Here is a 20,941-nt window from a genome sequence, read left to right as displayed (position 1 = left end):
ATACGGCCGCAAAAATAATTGTCTTAGCGGAACACGACGCATGTTAACTTAGCTTGGACTTTTTTATCTCTCCCTCAATGAGTTTTTGAACTGCCACGATCAAAAATGGAACAAATAAACAGGTTATTAAATATCCTGTAAGCATCTCAATCTGTGCTATCTGCTTAATTTGAGGGGCAATTGGGGTAATATCACCATACCCAACCGTAAAAATAGTTACACAACTGAAGTATAACGTATCAATACTATTCACTAAATTATAATTATCACTAGTGTTTGAGAATCCCCGTTCTATAAGTGTATGATCTATTGACTTACCTTTTGCATCATAGGTATCTATAAAAATCTTATCCCCTAATGGTCCATAAACATTAATATCACCGCAAACCCTAACCTCTTCTTTTAACAATAACTCGCCTTTATTATCATATTTACTTAAATAATAAGCCCGTATTGCCTGGCTATCTTGAAATTCTTCAATTTGTATATTTTCTGGTTTATCCTCAAGAACATTAACAGCATAGTATCCATAATATTTGTCCTCATAAGCGGAGTAGATTCCTGCGAAAGAATAAATTACTGTGAAAATTAAAAAGACGAAGGCCAAAATCGGATATAGAAATCTAATTTTATAAATTAGAAGATTGAAATAGTAATTAATTCTTAATATGAATTTCTCCTTTATAGGCAAATTAAGCCGGTATAATTTTATCGAAACTATTATGATATTAACAACAAAAGCCAATAAAAGGACAAGAAAAAGATTAAGTTTTTTTATCATAAAATAACCCGTAAATGCCGAAGCGTCAAGAAAAATATCCCCAAAATCAACCAGTAAAAGACCGTATATTAAGAAACCAACAGATGCAATTGATAACGTAGTAAAGTTTAATCCTATTAACAAAATGACTAAACTTATTGTTTTTAAAACCACAGCATCAACTGGAAGAACGATTACAATTAAACATACAAGTAAGAAGATATTTAGGATATTAACTTTAAACTTCAATTCTAAGCCTCCTCAACCTTAATTCAAAAAAAGCTTGAACCTAACACTACGTGAGGTTTTATACTATAATCGCCGGCAACAATAAACTAAAACCGTTAACGGAGGATTCAACAAAGAATATTGGAAGGTAGGCGAAATCTCAAAACAAACCGGATTATCAGTAAGGACTCTTCACCATTATGATACTATTGGTCTTTTCTCCCCTTCTCAACATTCGGAAAGCGGTCACCGTTTGTACACGAGTTAGGATATCGTACGATTGCAGCAGATTGCATCGCTGCGTAACTTGGGTTTTTCACTCGATGACATTAGTAACATTCTCTATAAAAAGGGGCTATCCCTTTTCGACGTTGTTCAAATACGTTTGGAGAAAATCAAAAAACAGGGAAAATTTCTCGGCCCCGAAAAAATTAAAGCGGTAGAAAGTGAATGGCCTCAACTAATCGCGAGGGTTAGAGCAGAAATGGAGAAAGTCACTCCGCCTACTTCGGATGAAGTACAGACATTGACCAAACGATGGGAAGAACTAATACATTACAAAGGCCATGCTGTAATAAAAACTGAGGACCATACCTCATTCCGAGGTATGGTCTATTTTCTGCTGTTCAATGAAGTTGGATGCGGAATATGTCCCCATCAAGAACTTCCGGGAGATGATTACTACATCCCAACCAGAGCGATGATGCTTATTAAAAATAAATCAAGCATCCTAACTTTTTTACACACACTTATCGCTCTCCCACATAAAATTTAATCTCAGAACCTGCACCCTATAATTACTAGCCCCAGACTCCAGATCACGGCTACTTGGACTAATCCCTCGAGACTAAACTGCCGCTACCATTAAATATTATCCATTGCAATTTCTCTTTCTCCTATATTCTGAGCAAATCTTAATAGGTACCCATCTGGATCCATAATTAAGAACTCTTTCTGTCCTAATAATTTATTATTCGCCCTGTACCAATTTTCTTCCAATTCTATTTTAATTGGATAGTCATGCACTTCAACATTTGTGTACAATTTATCTATGTTATTTACTACTATTTGAAAATTAATTCCTCTTCCGAATGGATATATTAAATTTCCTGTCTCCCAATTTCCATTTCTCTCTTCAATCATAATTTGAGAATCTTCTAGTGAGAGCATAGCGAATTTATTTTCTTTTCGCTCGTACTCTAATTCAAACGAAAGAATATTTAAGTAAAAGTAAAGACTCCTACTTATATCTGAAACAGTTAATTCAGGTATTAACGTATTAAGTCTAACCACAATAAAATTCCCCCATACCGTGGTATTACTGAACTCAGATGAACAGAGCTACAAAACCCTTCCTTGAAATCCGCGCATGGACGCGCGGATTTTGTGTACGATTTCGGATAACGTCCCGCAGGTTCCCGTTGCGCCTTAACCGCATTCATCTTCTCTAAGTGGCGAGAACGTGCTGTTATCCGATGCCGTACGCCCCCAGATCTAGAAGCCGCCATGGACAGCGGCCCCTTGAATTCCGTACCAATTTAGTACGCTATATCGGAATAGTGTGCGTATCTAATTCTACAGTTCTTAAATCCTCTAATAAGGATTTGGCATAAATTTTTTATACAATTAATTTAAACCAACTATTTTACTTCTTCGTTCCATTAAAACTACATCATGCCAAACTCCATTACCTGTCTTAGCTACCCTTTCTTTAAAACCAATTTCTCTAAAGCCACATTTTTTGTGTATGGATATACTTGGAATGTTTTCTCTTATGATTGCTGAATACAAAGTCCAAATACCATTTTCTTCTGATAGTTTTATTAGATTTTTAAGTAAAATTGTTCCTATGCCTTGTCCTCTATATTTTTTACCTATATAGATACTAACCTCAACTACACCTGCATAACAATCTCTGCTTGAAGTAGGGCTTAATGCTCCCCAACCCAATACAGCATTTCCTGAACGTACAACTAATCTACAAGAACTAATATGACCTTTATCCCAATTTTCCCAAGTAGGTGCTTCAGTCTGAAATGTTGCTATATTTGAGTTTATTCCTTCTAAATAAATTGCTTTCACCTGTTCCCAATCTAACGATTTCATCAATTCAATTTTGTGTTTCATTGTTGTCCTCCATTATTAAATTTCTAAACTTTGAAATACATTTTTGTTAAATTGGAGTGAATGTTGCTACGCAATATGCTACAAATGCGCAATAGTTACCACTAATCCCCAATCCGCGCATGGACGCGCGGCCTTTGTACGATTTCGGATAACATTCAATTATATGTCTTCTCCTTACTGGGATAAATATCCTTCTGAGTCTATAAATGTATTTATATGACAAAGGAGGAACGGCTGTTGCGAAGTATACTCGCAATACCCGTTCCTCCTGCTGAAAAGCGTCGAGCGTTCCTTTATTTTGGACAAAAACAGGCTTCAGAAAATATTAGTACGTTTTTAGTACGCCTGTTTTCACTCATTTTTATATTTTCTGTGGTATCAATTATATCACTTTATAATCTTTGTTAAATCCATTGCTACCTTTGGTGCTTTTAAATGGTCTGCAATATAATTTGTAATATCAGTTAAATCCTTTCTTGCCAAAGACAGGTATCTAATTTCATACATTATCAGAGTCCACCCTGTTAGAAAGTTTTGCCCTTAATTCGTCAAAAACTTCTTTATGGGAATATCTCTTATCAGTTGTTTTGGCTTCCAATTCAGCTTCCTTCAGCTTGAAATATACTTCACTTTCAAACATTTTACGTTCATAAGTTTCCATGCTCATTACAACCATATCCCCATAACCATTCTTGGTCAAGAATACAGGTTCGGCAGTTTCATGGACAAACCTTGAAATATCAGCAAAATTATTTCTCAAATCTGAAACTGGTCTGATATGAGGCATTATACTCACCCCTTAATTAGTTTAGCGTAATTTTATCATAATTATGCTAAACTAACAACCGTAGAGCAAAGCTACTACCGTCCCCTCCATTCCTAGTTAATAATAAACATTCCAGTATATGTTTGAATATTATTATTCTCATTTGTTCGAAGTAAGAACAGGTAATATCCCTTATCCATTGGCATTATGATCTGCCCCTTCTCATCGATGTTTACTACATCAAAGCTGTCCTGACCGGGTTCACTTTCAACCTTCTCCTTAGTTACTTTCAGTATACGACAATCCATGAGCGCTCTCTTGAATGGATACTTCACTGCAACTGTCTCACCGATTGAAAAGCTCGCAATTCCTCTATAATTGTCAGAAAGGTACAATGGCTTAATATCCTGAGGTAGAATAAATGAGTCCAAAAAGCTCATATGCCCTGCTGGCCGTAAAAAAAGAGCATTTCGATTGCCATTCAGATCGGTTTTACCTTCAAGGCAAATTTCGCCTTCCTTATATCCTTGATCCCATTCGATAGGAGTGAGCATAGGTGTGTATGTAAAAGCAAAAGAATTATAGACCTCTGCCTTGTTCGACTTAAGATAATCAGGCATATAATCGATACTACGCTCGATAAGCATCTTCGAAATAGACTTCTTTTCTCTATTGCCAAAGATAAAAACAAAATCCTCCGGTATATCCCTACCTTCGACAGGCATTATATACCCTTGAGGGTTGTCAAATTTTCGACTGTCTTTCTCCAAAGGTTTGATTGGTTCGACAACTTTTTTGTTTGTCAACACACTAACTATTTTATTAGAAAAAATAGCCTCTACCTTTTCAGCAGGAATCAGACTAGCTTGGCATTGACGTGATTCCACTCCCGCAAGTCCGAAATATATGGAATGCCCTTTAAACTGTGTATAATTGAGAGTCCAACAATAGCTGCCCTGTGTGAGGTATGTAACCTTGTAGTTATCATCAACAAAGTGAAGCTCTGGATAATGTTCTCCATCCATAATCTTTTCAGCAAGAACGAGCGTACCACCTTCAAAAGAAATTTGATCGTATATTATAATAGGCTCAGTGGTATTTTCGTAAAATTCCACGATTGCATCAGTAATTGTCCTTTTACCATCATTAACTTCTATAGATGGAGACCGTTCTAAAGAACAGCCTTCTAGTAAAATCAAAATGCATATGGATACTAACAAGACAAATTTCTTCACAAAACATTTCCCTCCACTTTATATACTTTAATTCATACCCAAAATACTATGCACTCTACTTCTCATTATTCATCATAACAATTTACCGTAGTAGTGACTCAGCTTGGCTTTTCTTTATACCCCGACGTAAACATAGGCTTCAGAGTCCATCCCGAGTAAAATCCCGCCATGGACGGCGGACGGTCCTGCTGGAAATGTCAGATTACATGTAATTAATGAATCACGTTCCTATATCCCCAAATACTAAGGTATTCCCGAACTAGGTTCGTCTATTTTACTTTATATGTCTTCTTCCTGCTGGGATAAATATCCTTCTGAGTCTATAAAAGTATTTATATGACAAAGGAGGAACGGCTGTTGCGATGTATACTCGCAATACCCGTTCCTCCTGCTGAAAAGCGTCGAGCGTTCCATTATTTTAAACAAAAAGCAACCCCGAAAGTCTTTATTTCCAAGACTCTCGGGGTTCATTGCTTCTACTCCCACTCTACCGTGGCACTTAGACACCACGGCTTAAACGGCGTTTTTCCGTGTTTTGCTTTACACATATTCCACGTCATGGTACTAAAAACGCCTCCCTTTTTCCCGGCGCGGTACCAAAATCGTACCACGCTATTCATCCTCTCCCCCATCTTCAGGAGGAGGCGGAGCCATCAACTCGTCAAGCCGCTGGACGGTGTCGTCGTGGCGGTTCGGGTAAAGATGCCCGTAGGTTCGGAGCGTGGTCTCGACATCCTCGTGCCCCAGACGCTCCGAAACGAGCAGGATGGGAACCCCCATCTCGATGAGGAGCGAGGCGTGGGAGTGCCGGAGGTCATGAAGCCGGATGTACTCCACGCCGGACGCGGCGCACCCCTTACGCATGGCATGATGAAAATACTCCTTTGTGTAGGGAAACAGGCGATCACCGGGCGCGTAGTCATAGAGGCGCGGAATATAATCCTGCACTGCCTGAAGCACAGTGGCAGGAACGGGAACCGTCCTCTTGCTCTTGGGCGTTTTTGGCTCCGATATGGTCGGAATGCCCTTCACCTGCTGAAAATTCTTCGTGATGGACACCGTGCCGCGTGTGAAGTCGAAGTCTGCCTCGGTCAGCGCAAGCAGCTCACCGATGCGCATACCCGTCCAGAACAACAGAAGGAACCCGACACGGGCCGGCCACCGCTCCACACACTCGATGAACTGCTCGAATTGCTCATGTGTCCAGAACTTCATCGTATCCGCGTCCTTCTTTCCCATCGACCCAGCCGCGTGGCAAGGATTAGACCCCAGTTTATAATACCGCACCGCGTAATTCATCACGGCGACCAGCTGGTTATTGATGGACTTCAGGTAGGTCGGCGCGTAGCCCTTCGCCAGAAGACCAGACTGCCACTTCCGCACGTGGGCGGGTGTTATCTCGTTGACGGGCAGGTCTTGGAAGAACGGCATGATGTGCGTGTTCATTATCCACTCTTTCGACTGGCGCGTTGTTTCGCGGAGCCGACCCTCCATGTCGTCGTTGTAGAGAGCTACCAGCGAGGCGAACGACATATCCGGCGAACGCTGCGTCTTGGCGAGGAACTCGCGCTCGTATTCCTGCGCGTCCTTTTTGCGCTCGAAGCCGCGCTTCTTTTTCCGGCGTTTCGCACCCGTCCAGTCAGTGTAATAGAACAGAGCATACCACGTCCCGCGCTCATCGTCTTTATAAACAGGCACAACAGCACCTCCCTTCATCGAGCATTAAGATACCAGCCCCGCCCACTTCGGCGGGGCTTTTTTTTGCGTTCAGCCCTCGGCTACTTCCGCAAGGGCGCGCCCGCGCTGTCAACAAAGCCGCCCCCGGCAATTTTGAAAACGTCGGCAATCGTGCCGATGAGGAAAAAGCCCAAGGTGAACAGATAGAGCAGCCCCTTCCCAATGCGCCCCACATAGAAGTAGTGGAGACCAGCAAAGCAGAAGAACCCCAGACAGCAGAGAATGAGAGCCGTCTTCTTGCTCTTTTCGCTTTTGACCGTTACGTAATTAACCTCTTGTCCCATAATGACACCCCTTTCATTTATTGAACGTTACAGGGCGGCGATACCGCCCTTAGATTTTTCCAGCTTCCATTTCAGGAGGGCAATGGTTAAATCCTCCCCCGACAGCCCCGACCCGCCACCGGAGGACAGAAAAGCATCCATGTCGTCCTGATTTGCCCCAGTCCCTACAACAAGGCAGGTGAGGCAAAAACCTGCATCGTTTACGGCGGGATTAGCCCAGCACCCCTTGCAGGCACCCGGCTCTGCTGATGATAACTTATACAAACGCTTCCAATTCCCGAAATGCGGTATCCCGACCTTTTTATCGAATTTACGCTTCTCGTTTTGCTCACGAATAACTAAAGCGAAAGCATTTGCTTTTTCCGCGAGGTAGCTCGCCCACTCGTCGAAAGACCGCCCGCTCGGGTACTTACAGAAACCCGCATCAACAAAACGACGGAACTCTGTAATAAGACCCATCCCGAATAGGCATCGGTCGTAACAGGTAACCGCATTCTTCGCTCGCTCGATGACTGCAAGCGTGTCCTCGATTTGCCCCTTCAACATTTTGTAGGTATCGCCGCACGGATTGCACACGCCCTTATACCTACGATTGTCTGGCAATCTCGTGCCGCAGACCTCGCACTTTTTAGAGAACAGACCCACGGCGCACACCTCCTATCGAACGAACCGCTGGAACTCATCCGGCAGCTTGCCATCGGCACCGAGGCGAATCATCGCTTCCAGCGCGTCGCGCATCATTATGTATTCAGGCTCCTCCATGATGACGAACGCCCCAGCCTTGTCACAGTCCACGCGGATAATATCGCCGGAAAGAACCACCCCCGGCAAGGTGTGAGCCTCCGCCGAAAATTCCCCAACGGTCATGTTTTTAATCGCCATTTTCATACCCTCCCCAATCAACATAAATTAGATTGCCTTGCCATGCGATGACGCGTGGCTTTCGTCTTTTTTCTCGCCCCTTTCAGGGGCTTCACTGGAGCAGGTCGCAGAGAGCGCGTCGACCGCCGTCCGCACCTGCTGATATACCATATCGCGGAGCGCATCACTCGGCAGGTCGCGGAACAGACCGAGAAGACTGACCTCCTGTTCGGAAAGACCGCTCACACTCTGCCGCTCATTAGAGCGACCGAGCAGGTAGTCGACAGACACACCGAAATAATCCGCGAGACGCAAGATGTTTTCAAAGGAGGGCTTTTTCTCGTTTCTGCACCACGAACCAAAAAGGCTGTCAGAGACCCCTATATCCCCTGCTACCTTTGAGTTATTAGCCTTTTTCTCGTCACGCAGGGCACAAAGCCGCTCCGCAAAAGCCATAGATACACCTCCTAAAAATAATTCCGCTCAAAAGTGCGGAAACCTATTGACATTTCCGCTCAAAGGAGCGATAATAACGATACAACCAAACAATGAAAGCGGACAAGCACCGCCCAGCCAAGACAGACGAACTGCCCGATGGCAGCCAGAAAGGAGCTACTACCATGACCAAGATGACAGTAAACGGCGTAACCACCACCAAGACCCCCGGACAGGAGCAATACGAATCCTTCACCCGCAAGGTCGGTCGGCAAACGAAAAAATACGTGCAATACGACTACCGCCACACAGACGGCGAATTGTTCTCCTGCATAAAGCCCACGCTCGACGCTTGCAGAGCCGCCCGCGACGCATGGCTCGAAGCAAAGGAGGCGTAACCGATGTTCATCATCACGACCCAATGCCCGACCTTTGGGCGTGGATATTTCCTCGGCTTCGACCGAGAGGAACGGGCGCACTTCCAATCCTGCAACGACCACCGCGTCAAGACCTACAAGACCCGGCGCGGAGCCGAAAAGCAACTTCGGCGCATCCTTGCCACCAGCGGCACCCTCGCCGAGGGTGAGACCTTCAGCATAGAGAGCGCGTCCACGCTACCCGCCTGACGATGGCTGACTGGGCATCAGCCGAAACCGCCGCCCCACGGCGGTCGCGGGAACCCAAGGCTCCCGGACATACTCCGCCATTTAGATATTATATCACAAACAATCGTCGCAAACAATGGAAACCCAAAAATTCACACCCAATTCACATGAAAGGAGGTGGAAACACCATGCGCTACGGGAAAACCGAGTGGGGACTTTCCCTGAAGATGTTCACACAGAGGTACGGGATTACCCTCAAACAGGTAGCTGCCGCCGCAGAAGTACCGTACCCCACGCTTCTGCAGGTCATCATCGGCAAGACCCCCGGCTACAACGTCGTACCGAAAGTTGACGCTTTCGTGGCGGACTATGTCGCCAAAAACGACCCGACCATGAACATGGCTGTGCGACCCTTTGAGGAGGTGAACCTATGCAAGCAACCCGCACAAACCGAACGACAGACATCCGAAACGCCGCGCTCCAGCGCGAACTCCGCGCCCTGTACGTCGAGGACGTAATGGAGATACTCGGCGTCGGACAGAGCAAAGCCTACCAGATTATGCGCCGCATCAACAAAGAACTGGAGGCGGAGGGCTTCGAGACCATCGCCGGACGCGTGTCCGAGGCAAGGTTCCGCGAGAAATTCTACTGCGGCGCGGAAAGGAGCGTGACCCATGAAAAACGACAGCCACCGCGAGCGGCGCGGGCGTAACCGACAGACAACGCGCTCGTATGCGCGAGTGACGGCTCGGTTCACGGCAGTCATCCTCGCCGGAGCGATAATCGCCCGACTGGTGATGATGACCATCGACCTGATAGCCGCTCGGAACGGCCCACCCGGAGGCGAAATCACCCTTCCCATTTACGCAGTCATCCTCCCCACACTCGGCTGGTACCTGCGCGGGACATGGGACAAAGCCACGGGAACAGCCCCCAAATTCAAAACACGAAAGGAGCAACTCCAATGAAAACACTGCAAAACCTTCACATCGGCGCACGGTTCGCCGACAAAGCCCGCCCGAACGTCATCCTGCGCGTGGCAGGGCGCGACCTTCCCGGATATCCCGGCACCATCGGCGTGACGGACAACATCATCAAGCAGGGATGCTTCGATGCCCGCGAACGCGAGAACCCGAACCGCAACCGCGCAAACTGGGGCAACAATCACTACGCGCCCAGCAATGCCCGCCAATGGCTGAATGCAGACGGCAAGGACTGGTACAAGCCCCAGCACGACCACGACGCGCCGCCCATCGCCGACAACACCTACGACGGGGATAACCCCTACGCCAAAGACCCCGGCTTCCTGACGGAATTCTCGGAGGCATTCAAGGCCGCACTGACCGAGGCGACCATCCGCACCCGCGTCCCCATGAGCGAGGACATCGAGGAGACCCACGACAAGGTCTGGCTGATGAGCGCGACCGAGGTCGGCTTCGACGAGGACGGCAAGGTGGGCGTATTCTTCCCCCTTTTCGACGACTTCCGCATGAAAATCGCCGCGCCCAACGATGAGGCGGTCGAGACTGCCAGCTACCAGCCGGGCAACTTCAACCCTACCGAGGGCTGGCCGTATTGGCTGCGCTCCCCGTACGCCGCGTACTCGCGCAGCGTGCGCCTCGTGTACACGGACGGGAGCGAGACGTACGACAACGCGGCCTACGGCTACTACGGACTGCGCCCCGCTTTGCTCCTGAAATCTGAAATCTCGGTATCTGATGAGCCAGACGAGCGCGGCGTGTACATCATCGGGTAGAAAGGAGGAACCCATGCTTTATAGACCATGCCCAGTCTGCGGCTCAAACCTCGACCCCGGCGAGAGGTGCGACTGCACCGACCAACCTAACAATGAAATTATATCAAGAAAGGGAGTGATGAAGAATGTCAGCCACAGCAACAAAGACGGCTCCGACATACCTACGCGAGGCACGAATCGCGGCGGGATATGCGAGCCGAGACACGGCATCGATAGAAGTGCCGTACTCGCCTGAAACAATCGGGCGGCACGAGCGGGGCGACGTACCCGTTGCCCCAGAGGACGCGATGGTCTACGCCCGCAGCTACGGGCGCAGTGACATCCTCATCCGCTACTGCGCGGACTGCCCGGTAGGACGAGCAACAGGAAAGCAGGTCACAGACCGCGACCTCCCGTTTGCTACGCTGCGCTTAACCCAGAGGCTCCGCAAGGCGGCAAAAGACATCGCCGCCACACTGGAGGAAATAGCCGACGACGGCATCGTGGACGAGGGCGAGCGTCCGGTATTTAACACCGCTCTCGCCTCCCTCGAAGAACTGGGCGAGACCATCACCGACATCGTACTTTTTGCGGCGGCACATGGAATAGAAAAAGCCCGCCCTGCAAACGCAGAGGCGAGCCTTCAAACACACCAATATTCTATCACGGACGTGCCGCCCTGTCAATCCCGAAACATACGAGAGGAGGCGCGATAATGAACGAGCGCATAGTGGATACCGTTGTCCAACTGAATAACTACCCCAAGGACAAGTACAACGTCCTTATCCCTGTCACCTCCATGCAGGTGATGAGCAATATGCAGCGCATCATGGTCAACGAGGTACGCCTCGACACCACCGTCGACCAGAACGGCAACGGACGCGACATCTACAAGGAGAAATCCTCCGGCAAATTCGCCATCACAAAGGTCGGAGGGATGAAACTCGCCGCCGCCGCGAACATCAGCATCGTGTCGAGCGAGAGCGTCCAGCCCGACGTTTGCCTGAAGTGCATCGAGATGACCAAGGCAACAGGCAAGGCGCAACCCTGCGGGGCTTGCCCCCACGCCTACGACGTGAAGTACATCGTGACAATCCGGGTGCCGGAACCGAGCGGCGGCTTCAGGCTGATAGCCAAAGATAAGGAAATCGACTGCTCAATGGAAAAAGCAACGATGTCCGAGGCGCAATATAAGAGGTTTCTACCCCACAGAGCGAGCATCGCAGAGAGCAAAGCCCTCATGCGGTGCATTCGCGACGCACTCGGCCTCGCACCAACCTACACCCAGCAGGAACTCGCAAAGCCCTTCGTGATAGCCCACGTCGTGCCGAACCTCGACGCGCCGGAAATCCGCGAACGGCTGGCGAGCGGCTACCTCCAGAGCATGGGGCTTCTGTTTGAGACTCCCAGCGGGCAGAAAGCCGCCCTCCCTGCGAGCGTGGCACCGCCCCAGAAGCCACCCGCGCTTCCTGAAGCAGAGCCAGACGACGGCTACTGCGAGAGTGACTACCCTCCCGATGAGGAGGACGTCGATGAACCCCTGCCTTGGGAAACGCCCCAACGCGATGGCATATGGTGCGAAGAATGCGGAGGGGAAATCACGGAGACCACAGGACGCAACGGCAGGAAGTGGACGGCGGAAGCCATCAAGGGATACAGCGAGAAGAACTTCGGACGCTGCCTCTGCCCCTCCTGCCAGCAAACCATAAAAAAAGGAGGACGATAACATGGGACAGCTTCAAGAAAAGCATGGGATGACCCTGCTCGGCAATACACCGCCCGGCACCTGCCCGATGTGCGCCGTAGCGCATGACCCAGAGATGCCGCACAACCAACAGAGCCTCGCCTACCAGTATAAGTTTTACGACCAGCATGGACGGTTCCCAACATGGGCGGACGCGATGGCGCACTGCTCGGACGAGGTCAAGGCGCAATGGCGCGAAGCCCTCGCAGAACACGGCATCATCGTCGGCGAGGAGCCGCAAGCCGAGGGCGAGGAAATCGAGATAACCATCACAATCGGAGAGGAGGACGCACAATGAAGATACTTCACACCGCAGACATTCATCTTGGAGACCTGAACGGCCCCGTACGCGACGGCAAGAACGCACGGCGACAGGACACCCTCCAGTGCATGATAGAAATCGCAAACGCGGCAACGCGCGAAGCCGCGACAGGAAAGCCCGTGAACGTCGCAATCATAGCGGGTGACCTTTTCAACAGGAGCCGCGTCTGGGCGGACACCGCCCTCGAAGACATCACCGATGCGATAAACGAACTCCTCCGCCCGCTTTGCCGGGTGAGCGAGCAGGTGGTGCTTCTGTTCGGCACCGAGAACCACGACAACCCCCGCGCATTTGAGGTCATCGCCCAGACCACCAAGGGCGAGGCGAACCTCCACATTTACACCCAGCCCGGCGTGTACACCCTCGGAACGAGCGAGGGCGAGGTGCAAATCCTCGCCCTGCCCGGATTCGACAAAGGGCGGCTCCGGGCATTTATGCCAGACATGGACAAGGAGATGGAGAACCGCAACGCCACCGCGCTCATTAACGACGTTCTCCTCGGGCTTAGCACTAAACTCGACAAAACAATACCGAGCATCCTTGTCGCCCACTACACCGTAGCGGGAAGCGAAGCGGAGAGCGGCTCGACGTTCCTCGCAGGGCAGGATGTGGTACTCCTGCCCCAGACCATCGACGCAACGGGCGTAACGCTTGCGACACTCGGGCACATTCACAAACCACAAAAACTGAACTGCAAGACCCCCGCCTTTTACTGCGGCTCACCAAACCAGCTGACGTTCAACGATGAGCAGGACACGCACGGCTTCTACATCCACCGCATCGACGGGGCGGCGGTCACCTCGGAACGACACGCAACCCCAGAGCGGCGGCATAAGACGGTCAGGCTCCAGCAGGATGACATCGGCTTCTTTATTGCCGAAGGAAAACTCCCCGGCATCATACCATCCATGACCGATGCAATCGTCCGCGTCAGATACACGGCGACCGCCGAGCAGGACAAAGCCCTGAACAAAGCGGCACTACAGAAGCACCTGCTCGACAGTGGAGCATTCCACGTCGCAGAGATACTCGCCGAGGATTTAGACGACGGTGTGAGCGCATACGAGGAAGTCAGCGACGACACCCCCGCCGCCTCCCTTCGCCGCTACCTCGACATGGCGGGAACCGACAGCGCGGACAGCGCACGTCTTGAAGAACTCGCCACCCCACTCATCCGCAAGGCGGACGATGGACGCGAAGCAGACCGGCACACTGGAGCCTTTATCCCCAAACGGATAGAGGTCAGGAACTACCGCAGCTATACGACCGCCGCCTTTGACTTCGCAGACATCCGCATGGCGATGGTCAACGGACAGAACGGCGTAGGAAAAAGCAGCCTTTTCATGGATGCGATAGCCGACTGCCTCTTTGAGGAGAGCCGCGATGGGCAAATCGGCGGATGGCTCCGCGAGGGCGAAAAGAGCGGCGCGGTCACCTTTGAATTCGAGATGGGCGGCATAGAGTACCGCGTCGTCAGAACCCGCACCAAGAGCGGCAAAGGGACGCTGGCATTCAACAGGCGCGGCGAGAGCGGCGACTGGGAAGACTGCGGCGACAGCACCATGAAGCTGACACAAGCAAAAATCGAGCAGACCCTCGGCATGGATTGCCAGACCTTCTGCTCCATCGCCCTGATACGGCAGGATGCCTACGGGCTTTTCCTTGAAGCGGACAGCGACCGCCGCATGGAAGTCCTCTCCGCCCTCCTCAACCTCGGCGTATACGTTCGGCTGGAGGAACTGGCGAAAGCCGAAGCGAGCGAACAAAGGAAACGCATCGCCCAGACCAAAGACCGCATGACCGTCCTCGCCGACCAGATAGCCGCCAAGGACGCACTCGAAAGCGAAGACGCGGCTCTTGCTGAAAGCCTCGGCAGCCTCGCCGCCGACCTGCAGGTAGTCGATGAGAGCATCACCGCCGCCCAGCGGGAAGAAGCCCTCCGGCAAGAGGTGACCCGGCAAGCGCAGGAAAAGACCGACGAGGCGGCAAAGCTCACGGCAGAAGCCAATCGCAAGGCTAACGACCTCGCAACCCTCCGCGCCCAGCAAGAGGAAGCCAATACCCTCGCCAACATGACCCCTTCCGCAGAGAAAGCGACAAGCGCGGTCACAGCGGCACGGGGAATGCTTGACATACTCGCACCTGCTGAAGCTGACCTGAAGAACATCAACGAGCGACGCTCCGCCCTGCTCTCCACCGCGAGCAACACCGATAACGGGCTGAAAGCCATCGCACAGGCGCGGCAGACCCACCAAGCCACCCTCGCCCGCAAGGACGAGATAGAGGCGGCAGTCAAGCGGCTCGACGAACTCACCGCCGAACGCGCGAAACTGGATGAGCGGACGGCGCAGTTTAACGAAGCGGTTCAAAAAGTCCACACCCTCGAACTGGCGAGGAAGGACTTCATCGCCGAGAGCCGGACGCGCATCAACGCGCTTACAGCACAGATAGACACCGCAACAAAGAAAGCCGCCATCCTTCGGGACAGCGGATGCCCGATACCCGACAAGGCAACCTGCAACTTCCTCCGGGATGCAAAGGAAGCCAAGGACGGTCTCGCCGCACTGCAGGAAAGCCTCTCCAAGACGAGGGCTGCCGACCGCACGGAATATGAGCGCATCCAAAAGGACACCGAGGCGGCACAGGCGACCCTTGCCGCAACCCCAAACCCCAGAGAGGAAGCCGCCAATCTGACCCAAGAGGAAACCCGGCTAAAACCCATCGCGGCACTTGCACCCCGGCTGGCAGCGGCGGCGGCAAGCCTTGCCGAACTCGACAAGCAGGAGGCGGAACTCCTCACGACCCGCAAAGAGACCGAGGAAGCATTAAGGGAAATCGCCCTGAAAGCCGCCGACCTCGAAAAGCAAGCCGCAAAAGCTGCCGAACAGCGCGAGGTCATACGGACGAATGAACTTACCGCCGCCCTTCTTGCCAAATGCACGGCGGCAAAGGCGACCGTAGACGCGCTCACGGCTCGCATAGCAGAACTACAGACCGACATCGACGGCATCCACCTGAAAGCCGCCACAGCCGCGCAGGAGGCGCAGGGCATCCGAGACAGGATACCAACCGAGGCACCAGCCCTCGCCGCCCTCACAGAACGGCGCAGGACGCTTACAGAGGCGCAAAACAACGCCATCGCCGAGCGCGGAGGCATTAAGACCCGCCTCGAAGCGATAGCGGACGCACAGAGGCAGTACGATGAATACGCCGCCGAGGTCAAGGCTACAGCACGGAGCCTAAACGACTACCAGACCCTCGCTCAAGCATTCGGCATCGACGGAATTCAATACATGATTATCCGGAGCATCGTCCCCGAAATCATGCACCGATCCAACGACATCCTCGCCGCCATGACGGGCGGACGGATGGCGGTCGACTTCAAGACCGAGCGCGAGCAAAAGAGCAACCAGAAAATCGTCAACAGCCTTGACGTTTGGATAACCAGCATCACGGGCGGGAGCCGCCCCTACAGCAGTCACAGTGGGGGCGAAAAGGTCAAGATAGCCCTCGCGGTCACCCTCGGGCTGGCCGACGTAAAAGCGCGGCGGGCTGGCGTTCAACTGGGGATGCTTTTCATCGACGAGCCGCCCTTCCTTGACGCAGACGGAACCGAGGCATATGCGGACGCGCTGACCAACATGGCGGCACGGAACCCCGGCATGAGGATACTGGCGATAAGCCACGACCCGACCATGAAAGCCCGCTTCCAGCAGAACATCATCGTGACAGCGGGCGAAAACGGCAGCGAAGTCACGATGGACTGAAAGGAGGCGCGGCTACCGTGGCAGACGACGAAAAAAGGGCGTTTACGTTCTTTCGCAGCTACTACGAAGCCGCCAAAGAACTGACCGACAAGCAAAGACTCGCCTTTTACGATGCCATCATCCAGTACGGCATCGACAGCGAGGAGATGGCATTAAGCGGTGTAGCAAAGGCGATGTTCGCCCTTGTCAAGCCAACCCTTGACAAAAGCCAAGCAAGAGCGGCGGCTGGTTCAAAGGGTGGTAAAAGCAAAGGCGAAGCAAACGACGAGCAAACGCCAAGCAAACCGCAAGCAAAACCCGAGCAAACCGCAAGCGATATATCTGAGGATAAGGATAAGGATTTAGGATTAAGGATTACTGATGTGGATGTGGATAAGGATGGGGATAAGGACACTCCCCCCTTACCCCCCACAGGGGGAAACGGCGCGGGAACGGTCGCCCCTCCCGCCCCTCCTCCATTCGACCAATTCTGGTCTGCTTATCCGAAAAAAGTCGGGAAAGAGGCGGCCCGCAAGGCGTGGAACAAAATCAAGCCCTCCGCCGCCCTTCTCCGCAAAATCCTCGACGCGATAGAAAGTGCCAAGCAGAGCGAGCAATGGCAACGCGAGAAGGGACGGTACATACCGAACCCCGCGACATGGCTCAATCAGGGGCGATGGGACGACGAATTAACGCCGGGAGGAGGTGATGACGGTGGGAAAACCTCAAACGCTGGAGGAGGTTATGGAAAACCTGCCGCTCCGCGCGAAGATTGGAGCAGCTTCAAGCCAAGCACTGGGTTTAAACGTTCAAGTCCTGACGGCGAGTGAGGCGGAGATTTACTTCGGCACCGAATACTACGCCGGAGCCAGCGTCCTCACTTCGGAGGAAATCCGGGAGCGCAAAATCCAAGGAGGAAGCCGCGCCCCAGAGCCGGTAACCTGCGAATTCTGCGGAAAGACGCTATATCACCTCGGCAGAATCGAACCACCCAGAGCGAACAGCCCCTACATACACGACAGGGAGCCGACCTGCTCTGGATGGTCAAAGGTACCACAGAGGTGCGACTGCCCGGAAGCGACAGAAGCATGGGCCGAGCGCGACGCGGAAGCCAAACGCCAGCAGGAGGAACGCGAACGCCGCGAACGAGAGGAATGGCACCGGGCGAAAGTAACGGAACTCCTCGAAAGGAGCGGCATCAAGCAACGCTTCATGCGCCGGACATTTGAGAACTTCGTGACCGACACCGCAGAGCGAAAACGCTCCTACGACACAGCCCGCGCCTATGCGGAGAACTTCGAGCGACACGCCGTAGAGGGTGGCGGACTTTACATCGAAGGGACGTTCGGCACTGGTAAGACCCACCTCGCCGCCGCCATTGCGCTCTACCTCATCGAGAAAGAATGGCGCGTGATATTTAAAACAGCCGACGACCTGTTCAGGGACATCAAGGAGACCTTCGACAAGGACGACGGCTCCGAGCGGAAGATACTGGCGCGGTACAAGGAATGCGACCTGCTCATCATCGACGACCTCGGTAAGGAGCAAGCCACAGACTGGACGACCGCCCAACTGTACGCGATACTCAACGACCGATACGAGAACCAAAAGCCAGTCATCATCACGACGAACTTCAACGAGGACGGACTGATAGCGATGGAATCGCCACGCAACGTCGGCGAACACAGGATACGCGCCATACTAAGCCGCCTCCATGAGACCACCACCGCCATGACGATGATAGGGCAGGATTGGAGGAGCAAATGAAACGATTACTTACAGCCACCGCCGCGTTTCTGATTTTGATGGCAGGAGCCGTCACCTTCGCGGCGTGGCCGACAGATAACAAGACCGTCGCGGTGCGGATGCCGGACGCAACCCAGACCCGCACCCAGACGCTCACCTACGCCTCGCCGCCTACGCCGTCACCCGCGAGCGCAACTCCCACACCAACGCCGGAAGCGACCCCAGAACCGCGCTACACCGAACGGGAGATCGAGATGCTCGCCAAGATGGTCTGGGGAGAGGCGCGGGGATGCACCCCTGCAGAACAGAGCCTCTGCGTGTGGACGGTGATAAACCGCCTCGAAGCCGGATGCTTCGGCGACACACTGGAGGAAGTGCTGACCACACCCCGCCAATTCGTCGGGTACAAGCCCAAGCACCCCGTCACCGACGAGATACGGACGGTCGTAGAAGATACTCTGGCAGCTTGGGAGAGCGGCGAAACCGCCCCCATCCTCCCGCCATATGCGGAAACGAGCGGGTACCTGTTCTTCACAGGGCGGAGAGGCGACGACGGGCAACTTCACAACTTTTTCAAGGAGGAATGGCGATGATTATCACAGCTGACGCGCTCGCCGGACTGCGGACGATAGAAACCGCATCCGTCGACGCTTGCATCACCAGCCCGCCATACTTCGGTTTACGCGACTATGGTGTGGACGGGCAGATAGGCACCGAGGCAACCCCTAATGAGTTTATCCAAAACCTCGTCGAGATATTCCGCGAGGTGCGCCGAACGCTCAAAGACGATGGCACCCTCTGGGTAGTCATCGGCGACAGTTACGCAGGGAGCGGAAAAGGACAGACCGCGAACGGTGGAGGCATCCAGGATGCTAAGAGAAGCAAGGTGCGCGGGATGACGCTCCCGACAGGCGCACTTGATAACGTGAAACCCAAAGACCTCATCGGGATACCGTGGCTCCTCGCTTTTGCGCTACGCTCGGACGGCTGGTACCTCCGACAAGACGTAATCTGGCAGAAGCCCAATGCCATGCCGGAAAGCGTCAAAGACCGATGCACACGGGCGCATGAGTACGTATTCATGCTGACCAAGTCCCGGAATTACTACTACGACGGCGACGCGGTCAAGGAACTGGCGGTCGATGGCGACCCACACCCGCCGCGCGGGAGCAAGGGCGTAGCCAGAGAGAATGCCGGGCGCAGGAAGCAGGACGGACACGGTAAGAGGTATGAGGGCTTCAACGCCCGATACCATAACGAAGACCACCCGCCCGTCACCACACGCAACAGGAGGAGCGTCTGGACGGTCACGACAAAGCCGTGCAAAGAGGCGCACTTCGCGGTCTTCCCGCCCGACCTTATCGAGCCTTGCGTCCTTGCAAGCAGCCGCCCCGGAGGGCTGGTAATAGACCCCTTCTGCGGAAGTGGAACGACGGGCATGGTCGCCCAGTACCACGGGCGCAGGTTCATCGGGATAGACATCAACCCTGAATACGTCGCCATCGCGGAGAGGAGGCTGGCAAAATGCGAAATGTAATCCTCGACCTCTGCGGCGGGACAGGAGCGTGGAGCCGCCCATACCGAGAAGCGGGATACGAAGTCGAACTGATAACCCTCCCTGCCTACGACGTGACGCGGGTGGAATTTGGAACCCATGCAATGCACTTCGAGCAGATGGACGTTCACTACCACGAGACCAACACGGTGCTATACAGCGACCTTGTCGGCATCCTTGCCGCCCCCCCATGTACCGAATTCAGCATCGCCAAGGGAGCGAGACCGCGAAACCTCGCGGCAGGCATGGAGACGGTCGCAGCTTGCATGAGGATAATCCAAGAGGTGCAACTCCACGCCCACCTCGACTTCTGGGCTTTGGAGAACCCGCGAGGACTGCTCCGCCGCTTCCTCGGAGTACCAAAGTACACCTTCGAGCAATGGCAATTCGGAGAAGACCGCGTCAAGGCGACCGACGTATGGGGATATTTCAACCCACCGACCCCGACCCACAAGGAAAAGCCCGCCCCTCGAACCAGCCGCAAGGGGCGCACACACGCGGCGGAATGGAGCCGATGCGAGTATCCTCCCGAATACGAGGACTACATCAAGCAGTTTCGCGGCGACGAACGCCGAGCGGCGGCAAGAGCAATAACCCCGGCAGGTTTTGCGGCCGCGTTCTTCAGGGCAAACAGCCGGACGCGTAAGGAGGTGGCAAACGCATGATTTTATACCATTTCTGCCCCGCCCACATGGTCGAGGGCATCAGGAAAAACGGACTGACGCTCGGGAAATTCCCGCTTCTGGGAGACGGGCACACGTCCTTCATAGACGACTGCCAATGGCTCACAGCCGACCCTGACCCAAAGAACCAAAGCTGGGCGACCAGTCACCTCATCCCATACAGCCGGACGGCGTACCGCCTGACCGTGGAGATACCGCCCAGCAGGGTGCGGAAACTCTACAGAGCATTGACCTTCGTGAAAGACCTGAAGCCCGAACACAGGGAAATCGTCGAGGGCTGGTCGGGAAGCGAAGACTGGTACATCTACAAAGGCAAAATACCGCCCAAATGGATAAAGAAATGCGAGCGCACGGGCGCGTGAAAGGAGGCGG

26 protein-coding genes are annotated in these 20,941 nt (G+C 52.7%); 16 read left to right on the top strand and 10 right to left on the bottom strand.

Annotated features, from left to right (window positions below; translation table 11 throughout):
- Window positions 1-43: 43 nt before the first annotated feature.
- Entirely contained in the window at window positions 44-1,009 is a 966-nt protein-coding gene (locus tag VB077_RS09840; RefSeq protein WP_323415051.1) for a potassium channel family protein, read from the bottom strand.
- A 136-nt stretch (window positions 1,010-1,145) separates the two neighbouring features.
- Here VB077_RS09840 and VB077_RS09835 point away from each other — a divergent pair, with 136 nt between their 5' ends.
- A complete protein-coding gene (locus VB077_RS09835) occupies window positions 1,146-1,256 on the top strand; it encodes a MerR family DNA-binding transcriptional regulator (protein ID WP_323415131.1) in 111 nt (36 codons plus the stop codon).
- Window positions 1,257-1,268: 12 nt separating this feature from the next.
- Window positions 1,269-1,763, top strand: coding sequence for a MerR family transcriptional regulator (locus tag VB077_RS09830; protein WP_323415050.1), 495 nt, complete (start codon window positions 1,269-1,271; stop codon window positions 1,761-1,763).
- Window positions 1,764-1,852: 89 nt separating this feature from the next.
- Here the strand turns inward: VB077_RS09830 and VB077_RS09825 are convergent, their stop codons facing one another.
- The 9 genes from VB077_RS09825 to VB077_RS09785 all read right to left on the bottom strand — a co-directional run bounded on the left by VB077_RS09825 (window position 1,853) and on the right by VB077_RS09785 (window position 8,454).
- Window positions 1,853-2,281 carry a VOC family protein gene (locus tag VB077_RS09825; protein WP_323415049.1) on the bottom strand — a complete coding sequence of 143 codons (429 nt, stop codon included), beginning with the start codon at window positions 2,279-2,281 and terminating at the stop codon, window positions 1,853-1,855.
- 333 nt (window positions 2,282-2,614) lie between these two features.
- A complete protein-coding gene (locus tag VB077_RS09820) occupies window positions 2,615-3,115 on the bottom strand; it encodes a GNAT family N-acetyltransferase (RefSeq protein ID WP_323415048.1) in 501 nt (166 codons plus the stop codon).
- 499 nt (window positions 3,116-3,614) lie between these two features.
- Window positions 3,615-3,902: a type II toxin-antitoxin system Phd/YefM family antitoxin gene (locus VB077_RS09815; RefSeq protein ID WP_323415047.1), complete on the bottom strand. Its 288-nt coding sequence runs from the start codon at window positions 3,900-3,902 to the stop codon at window positions 3,615-3,617.
- A 92-nt stretch (window positions 3,903-3,994) separates the two neighbouring features.
- The gene (locus tag VB077_RS09810) at window positions 3,995-5,116 is read right to left on the bottom strand and encodes a hypothetical protein (RefSeq protein WP_323415046.1); all 1,122 of its coding nucleotides are present in this window, start codon (window positions 5,114-5,116) and stop codon (window positions 3,995-3,997) included.
- Window positions 5,117-5,728: 612 nt separating this feature from the next.
- Window positions 5,729-6,814 (bottom strand): site-specific integrase, encoded by a 1,086-nt coding sequence (locus VB077_RS09805; protein WP_323415045.1) that lies wholly within the window; start codon window positions 6,812-6,814, stop codon window positions 5,729-5,731.
- Between the two features lie 80 nt (window positions 6,815-6,894).
- Complete coding sequence (locus VB077_RS09800; RefSeq protein WP_323415044.1) at window positions 6,895-7,137, bottom strand: TM2 domain-containing protein; 243 nt, start codon at window positions 7,135-7,137, stop codon at window positions 6,895-6,897.
- A 27-nt stretch (window positions 7,138-7,164) separates the two neighbouring features.
- On the bottom strand, window positions 7,165-7,782 hold the full coding sequence (locus tag VB077_RS09795; RefSeq protein WP_323415043.1) for a hypothetical protein: 618 nt from the start codon (window positions 7,780-7,782) through the stop codon (window positions 7,165-7,167).
- Between the two features lie 12 nt (window positions 7,783-7,794).
- The gene (locus VB077_RS09790; protein ID WP_323415042.1) at window positions 7,795-8,019 is read right to left on the bottom strand and encodes a hypothetical protein; all 225 of its coding nucleotides are present in this window, start codon (window positions 8,017-8,019) and stop codon (window positions 7,795-7,797) included.
- A 27-nt stretch (window positions 8,020-8,046) separates the two neighbouring features.
- Window positions 8,047-8,454, bottom strand: a complete 408-nt coding sequence (locus VB077_RS09785; RefSeq protein ID WP_323415041.1) for a helix-turn-helix domain-containing protein — start codon at window positions 8,452-8,454, stop codon at window positions 8,047-8,049.
- A gap of 164 nt (window positions 8,455-8,618) precedes the next feature.
- Between VB077_RS09785 and VB077_RS09780 the strand changes: the two genes are divergently transcribed.
- The 14 genes from VB077_RS09780 (at window position 8,619) to VB077_RS09715 (ending at window position 20,931) form a co-directional block, all read left to right on the top strand.
- Window positions 8,619-8,831, top strand: coding sequence for a DUF3873 family protein (locus VB077_RS09780; protein ID WP_323415040.1), 213 nt, complete (start codon window positions 8,619-8,621; stop codon window positions 8,829-8,831).
- Window positions 8,832-8,834: 3 nt separating this feature from the next.
- Window positions 8,835-9,059: a hypothetical protein gene (locus tag VB077_RS09775; protein WP_323415039.1), complete on the top strand. Its 225-nt coding sequence runs from the start codon at window positions 8,835-8,837 to the stop codon at window positions 9,057-9,059.
- A 409-nt stretch (window positions 9,060-9,468) separates the two neighbouring features.
- The gene (locus tag VB077_RS09770; protein ID WP_323415038.1) at window positions 9,469-9,750 is read left to right on the top strand and encodes a hypothetical protein; all 282 of its coding nucleotides are present in this window, start codon (window positions 9,469-9,471) and stop codon (window positions 9,748-9,750) included.
- 252 nt (window positions 9,751-10,002) lie between these two features.
- Window positions 10,003-10,794 carry a DUF6273 domain-containing protein gene (locus VB077_RS09765; RefSeq protein ID WP_323415037.1) on the top strand — a complete coding sequence of 264 codons (792 nt, stop codon included), beginning with the start codon at window positions 10,003-10,005 and terminating at the stop codon, window positions 10,792-10,794.
- 125 nt (window positions 10,795-10,919) lie between these two features.
- Window positions 10,920-11,489 carry a hypothetical protein gene (locus VB077_RS09760; protein ID WP_323415036.1) on the top strand — a complete coding sequence of 190 codons (570 nt, stop codon included), beginning with the start codon at window positions 10,920-10,922 and terminating at the stop codon, window positions 11,487-11,489.
- Entirely contained in the window at window positions 11,489-12,499 is a 1,011-nt protein-coding gene (locus VB077_RS09755; protein WP_323415035.1) for a hypothetical protein, read from the top strand. Before VB077_RS09760 ends, VB077_RS09755 begins: the two co-directional genes overlap by 1 nt.
- 1 nt (window position 12,500) lies before the next feature.
- On the top strand, window positions 12,501-12,815 hold the full coding sequence (locus VB077_RS09750; protein ID WP_323415034.1) for a hypothetical protein: 315 nt from the start codon (window positions 12,501-12,503) through the stop codon (window positions 12,813-12,815).
- Entirely contained in the window at window positions 12,812-16,606 is a 3,795-nt protein-coding gene (locus VB077_RS09745) for a metallophosphoesterase (RefSeq protein WP_323415033.1), read from the top strand. The genes VB077_RS09750 and VB077_RS09745 overlap by 4 nt, the downstream gene beginning before the upstream one ends.
- 17 nt (window positions 16,607-16,623) lie before the next feature.
- Window positions 16,624-17,415, top strand: coding sequence for a DUF6291 domain-containing protein (locus VB077_RS09740; RefSeq protein ID WP_323415032.1), 792 nt, complete (start codon window positions 16,624-16,626; stop codon window positions 17,413-17,415).
- The gene (locus VB077_RS09735; protein ID WP_323415031.1) at window positions 17,300-18,352 is read left to right on the top strand and encodes an ATP-binding protein; all 1,053 of its coding nucleotides are present in this window, start codon (window positions 17,300-17,302) and stop codon (window positions 18,350-18,352) included. The genes VB077_RS09740 and VB077_RS09735 overlap by 116 nt, the downstream gene beginning before the upstream one ends.
- The gene (locus VB077_RS09730) at window positions 18,349-18,924 is read left to right on the top strand and encodes a hypothetical protein (protein ID WP_323415030.1); all 576 of its coding nucleotides are present in this window, start codon (window positions 18,349-18,351) and stop codon (window positions 18,922-18,924) included. The genes VB077_RS09735 and VB077_RS09730 overlap by 4 nt, the downstream gene beginning before the upstream one ends.
- Window positions 18,921-19,868, top strand: coding sequence for a site-specific DNA-methyltransferase (locus tag VB077_RS09725; RefSeq protein WP_323415029.1), 948 nt, complete (start codon window positions 18,921-18,923; stop codon window positions 19,866-19,868). Before VB077_RS09730 ends, VB077_RS09725 begins: the two co-directional genes overlap by 4 nt.
- Window positions 19,856-20,551, top strand: coding sequence for a hypothetical protein (locus VB077_RS09720; RefSeq protein ID WP_323415028.1), 696 nt, complete (start codon window positions 19,856-19,858; stop codon window positions 20,549-20,551). The genes VB077_RS09725 and VB077_RS09720 overlap by 13 nt, the downstream gene beginning before the upstream one ends.
- Window positions 20,548-20,931 carry a hypothetical protein gene (locus tag VB077_RS09715; RefSeq protein ID WP_323415027.1) on the top strand — a complete coding sequence of 128 codons (384 nt, stop codon included), beginning with the start codon at window positions 20,548-20,550 and terminating at the stop codon, window positions 20,929-20,931. Before VB077_RS09720 ends, VB077_RS09715 begins: the two co-directional genes overlap by 4 nt.
- Window positions 20,932-20,941: the final 10 nt, after the last annotated feature.

Origin of the sequence: Desulfitobacterium sp., assembly GCF_034927245.1 — a bacterium.
In the GTDB taxonomy this organism is placed as follows: domain Bacteria; phylum Bacillota; class Desulfitobacteriia; order Desulfitobacteriales; family Desulfitobacteriaceae; genus Desulfitobacterium_A.
The sequence above is the reverse complement of the archived record's forward strand: the minus strand, read 5'-3'. Positions and strand labels throughout refer to the sequence as shown.

Excerpts from the sequence above, each read along its gene's own strand:
- VB077_RS09820 (WP_323415048.1), bottom strand. The coding sequence starts at position 3,115 with ATGAAACACAAAATTGAATTGATGAAATCGTTAGATTGGGAACAGGTG.
- VB077_RS09815 (WP_323415047.1), bottom strand. The coding sequence starts at position 3,902 with ATGCCTCATATCAGACCAGTTTCAGATTTGAGAAATAATTTTGCTGAT.
- VB077_RS09800 (WP_323415044.1), bottom strand. The coding sequence starts at position 7,137 with ATGGGACAAGAGGTTAATTACGTAACGGTCAAAAGCGAAAAGAGCAAG.
- VB077_RS09790 (WP_323415042.1), bottom strand. The coding sequence starts at position 8,019 with ATGGCGATTAAAAACATGACCGTTGGGGAATTTTCGGCGGAGGCTCAC.
- VB077_RS09785 (WP_323415041.1), bottom strand. The coding sequence starts at position 8,454 with ATGGCTTTTGCGGAGCGGCTTTGTGCCCTGCGTGACGAGAAAAAGGCT.
- VB077_RS09780 (WP_323415040.1), top strand. The coding sequence starts at position 8,619 with ATGACCAAGATGACAGTAAACGGCGTAACCACCACCAAGACCCCCGGA.
- VB077_RS09775 (WP_323415039.1), top strand. The coding sequence starts at position 8,835 with ATGTTCATCATCACGACCCAATGCCCGACCTTTGGGCGTGGATATTTC.
- VB077_RS09770 (WP_323415038.1), top strand. The coding sequence starts at position 9,469 with ATGCAAGCAACCCGCACAAACCGAACGACAGACATCCGAAACGCCGCG.
- VB077_RS09765 (WP_323415037.1), top strand. The coding sequence starts at position 10,003 with ATGAAAACACTGCAAAACCTTCACATCGGCGCACGGTTCGCCGACAAA.
- VB077_RS09760 (WP_323415036.1), top strand. The coding sequence starts at position 10,920 with ATGTCAGCCACAGCAACAAAGACGGCTCCGACATACCTACGCGAGGCA.
- VB077_RS09755 (WP_323415035.1), top strand. The coding sequence starts at position 11,489 with ATGAACGAGCGCATAGTGGATACCGTTGTCCAACTGAATAACTACCCC.
- VB077_RS09750 (WP_323415034.1), top strand. The coding sequence starts at position 12,501 with ATGGGACAGCTTCAAGAAAAGCATGGGATGACCCTGCTCGGCAATACA.
- VB077_RS09745 (WP_323415033.1), top strand. The coding sequence starts at position 12,812 with ATGAAGATACTTCACACCGCAGACATTCATCTTGGAGACCTGAACGGC.
- VB077_RS09730 (WP_323415030.1), top strand. The coding sequence starts at position 18,349 with ATGAAACGATTACTTACAGCCACCGCCGCGTTTCTGATTTTGATGGCA.
- VB077_RS09725 (WP_323415029.1), top strand. The coding sequence starts at position 18,921 with ATGATTATCACAGCTGACGCGCTCGCCGGACTGCGGACGATAGAAACC.
- VB077_RS09720 (WP_323415028.1), top strand. The coding sequence starts at position 19,856 with ATGCGAAATGTAATCCTCGACCTCTGCGGCGGGACAGGAGCGTGGAGC.
- VB077_RS09715 (WP_323415027.1), top strand. The coding sequence starts at position 20,548 with ATGATTTTATACCATTTCTGCCCCGCCCACATGGTCGAGGGCATCAGG.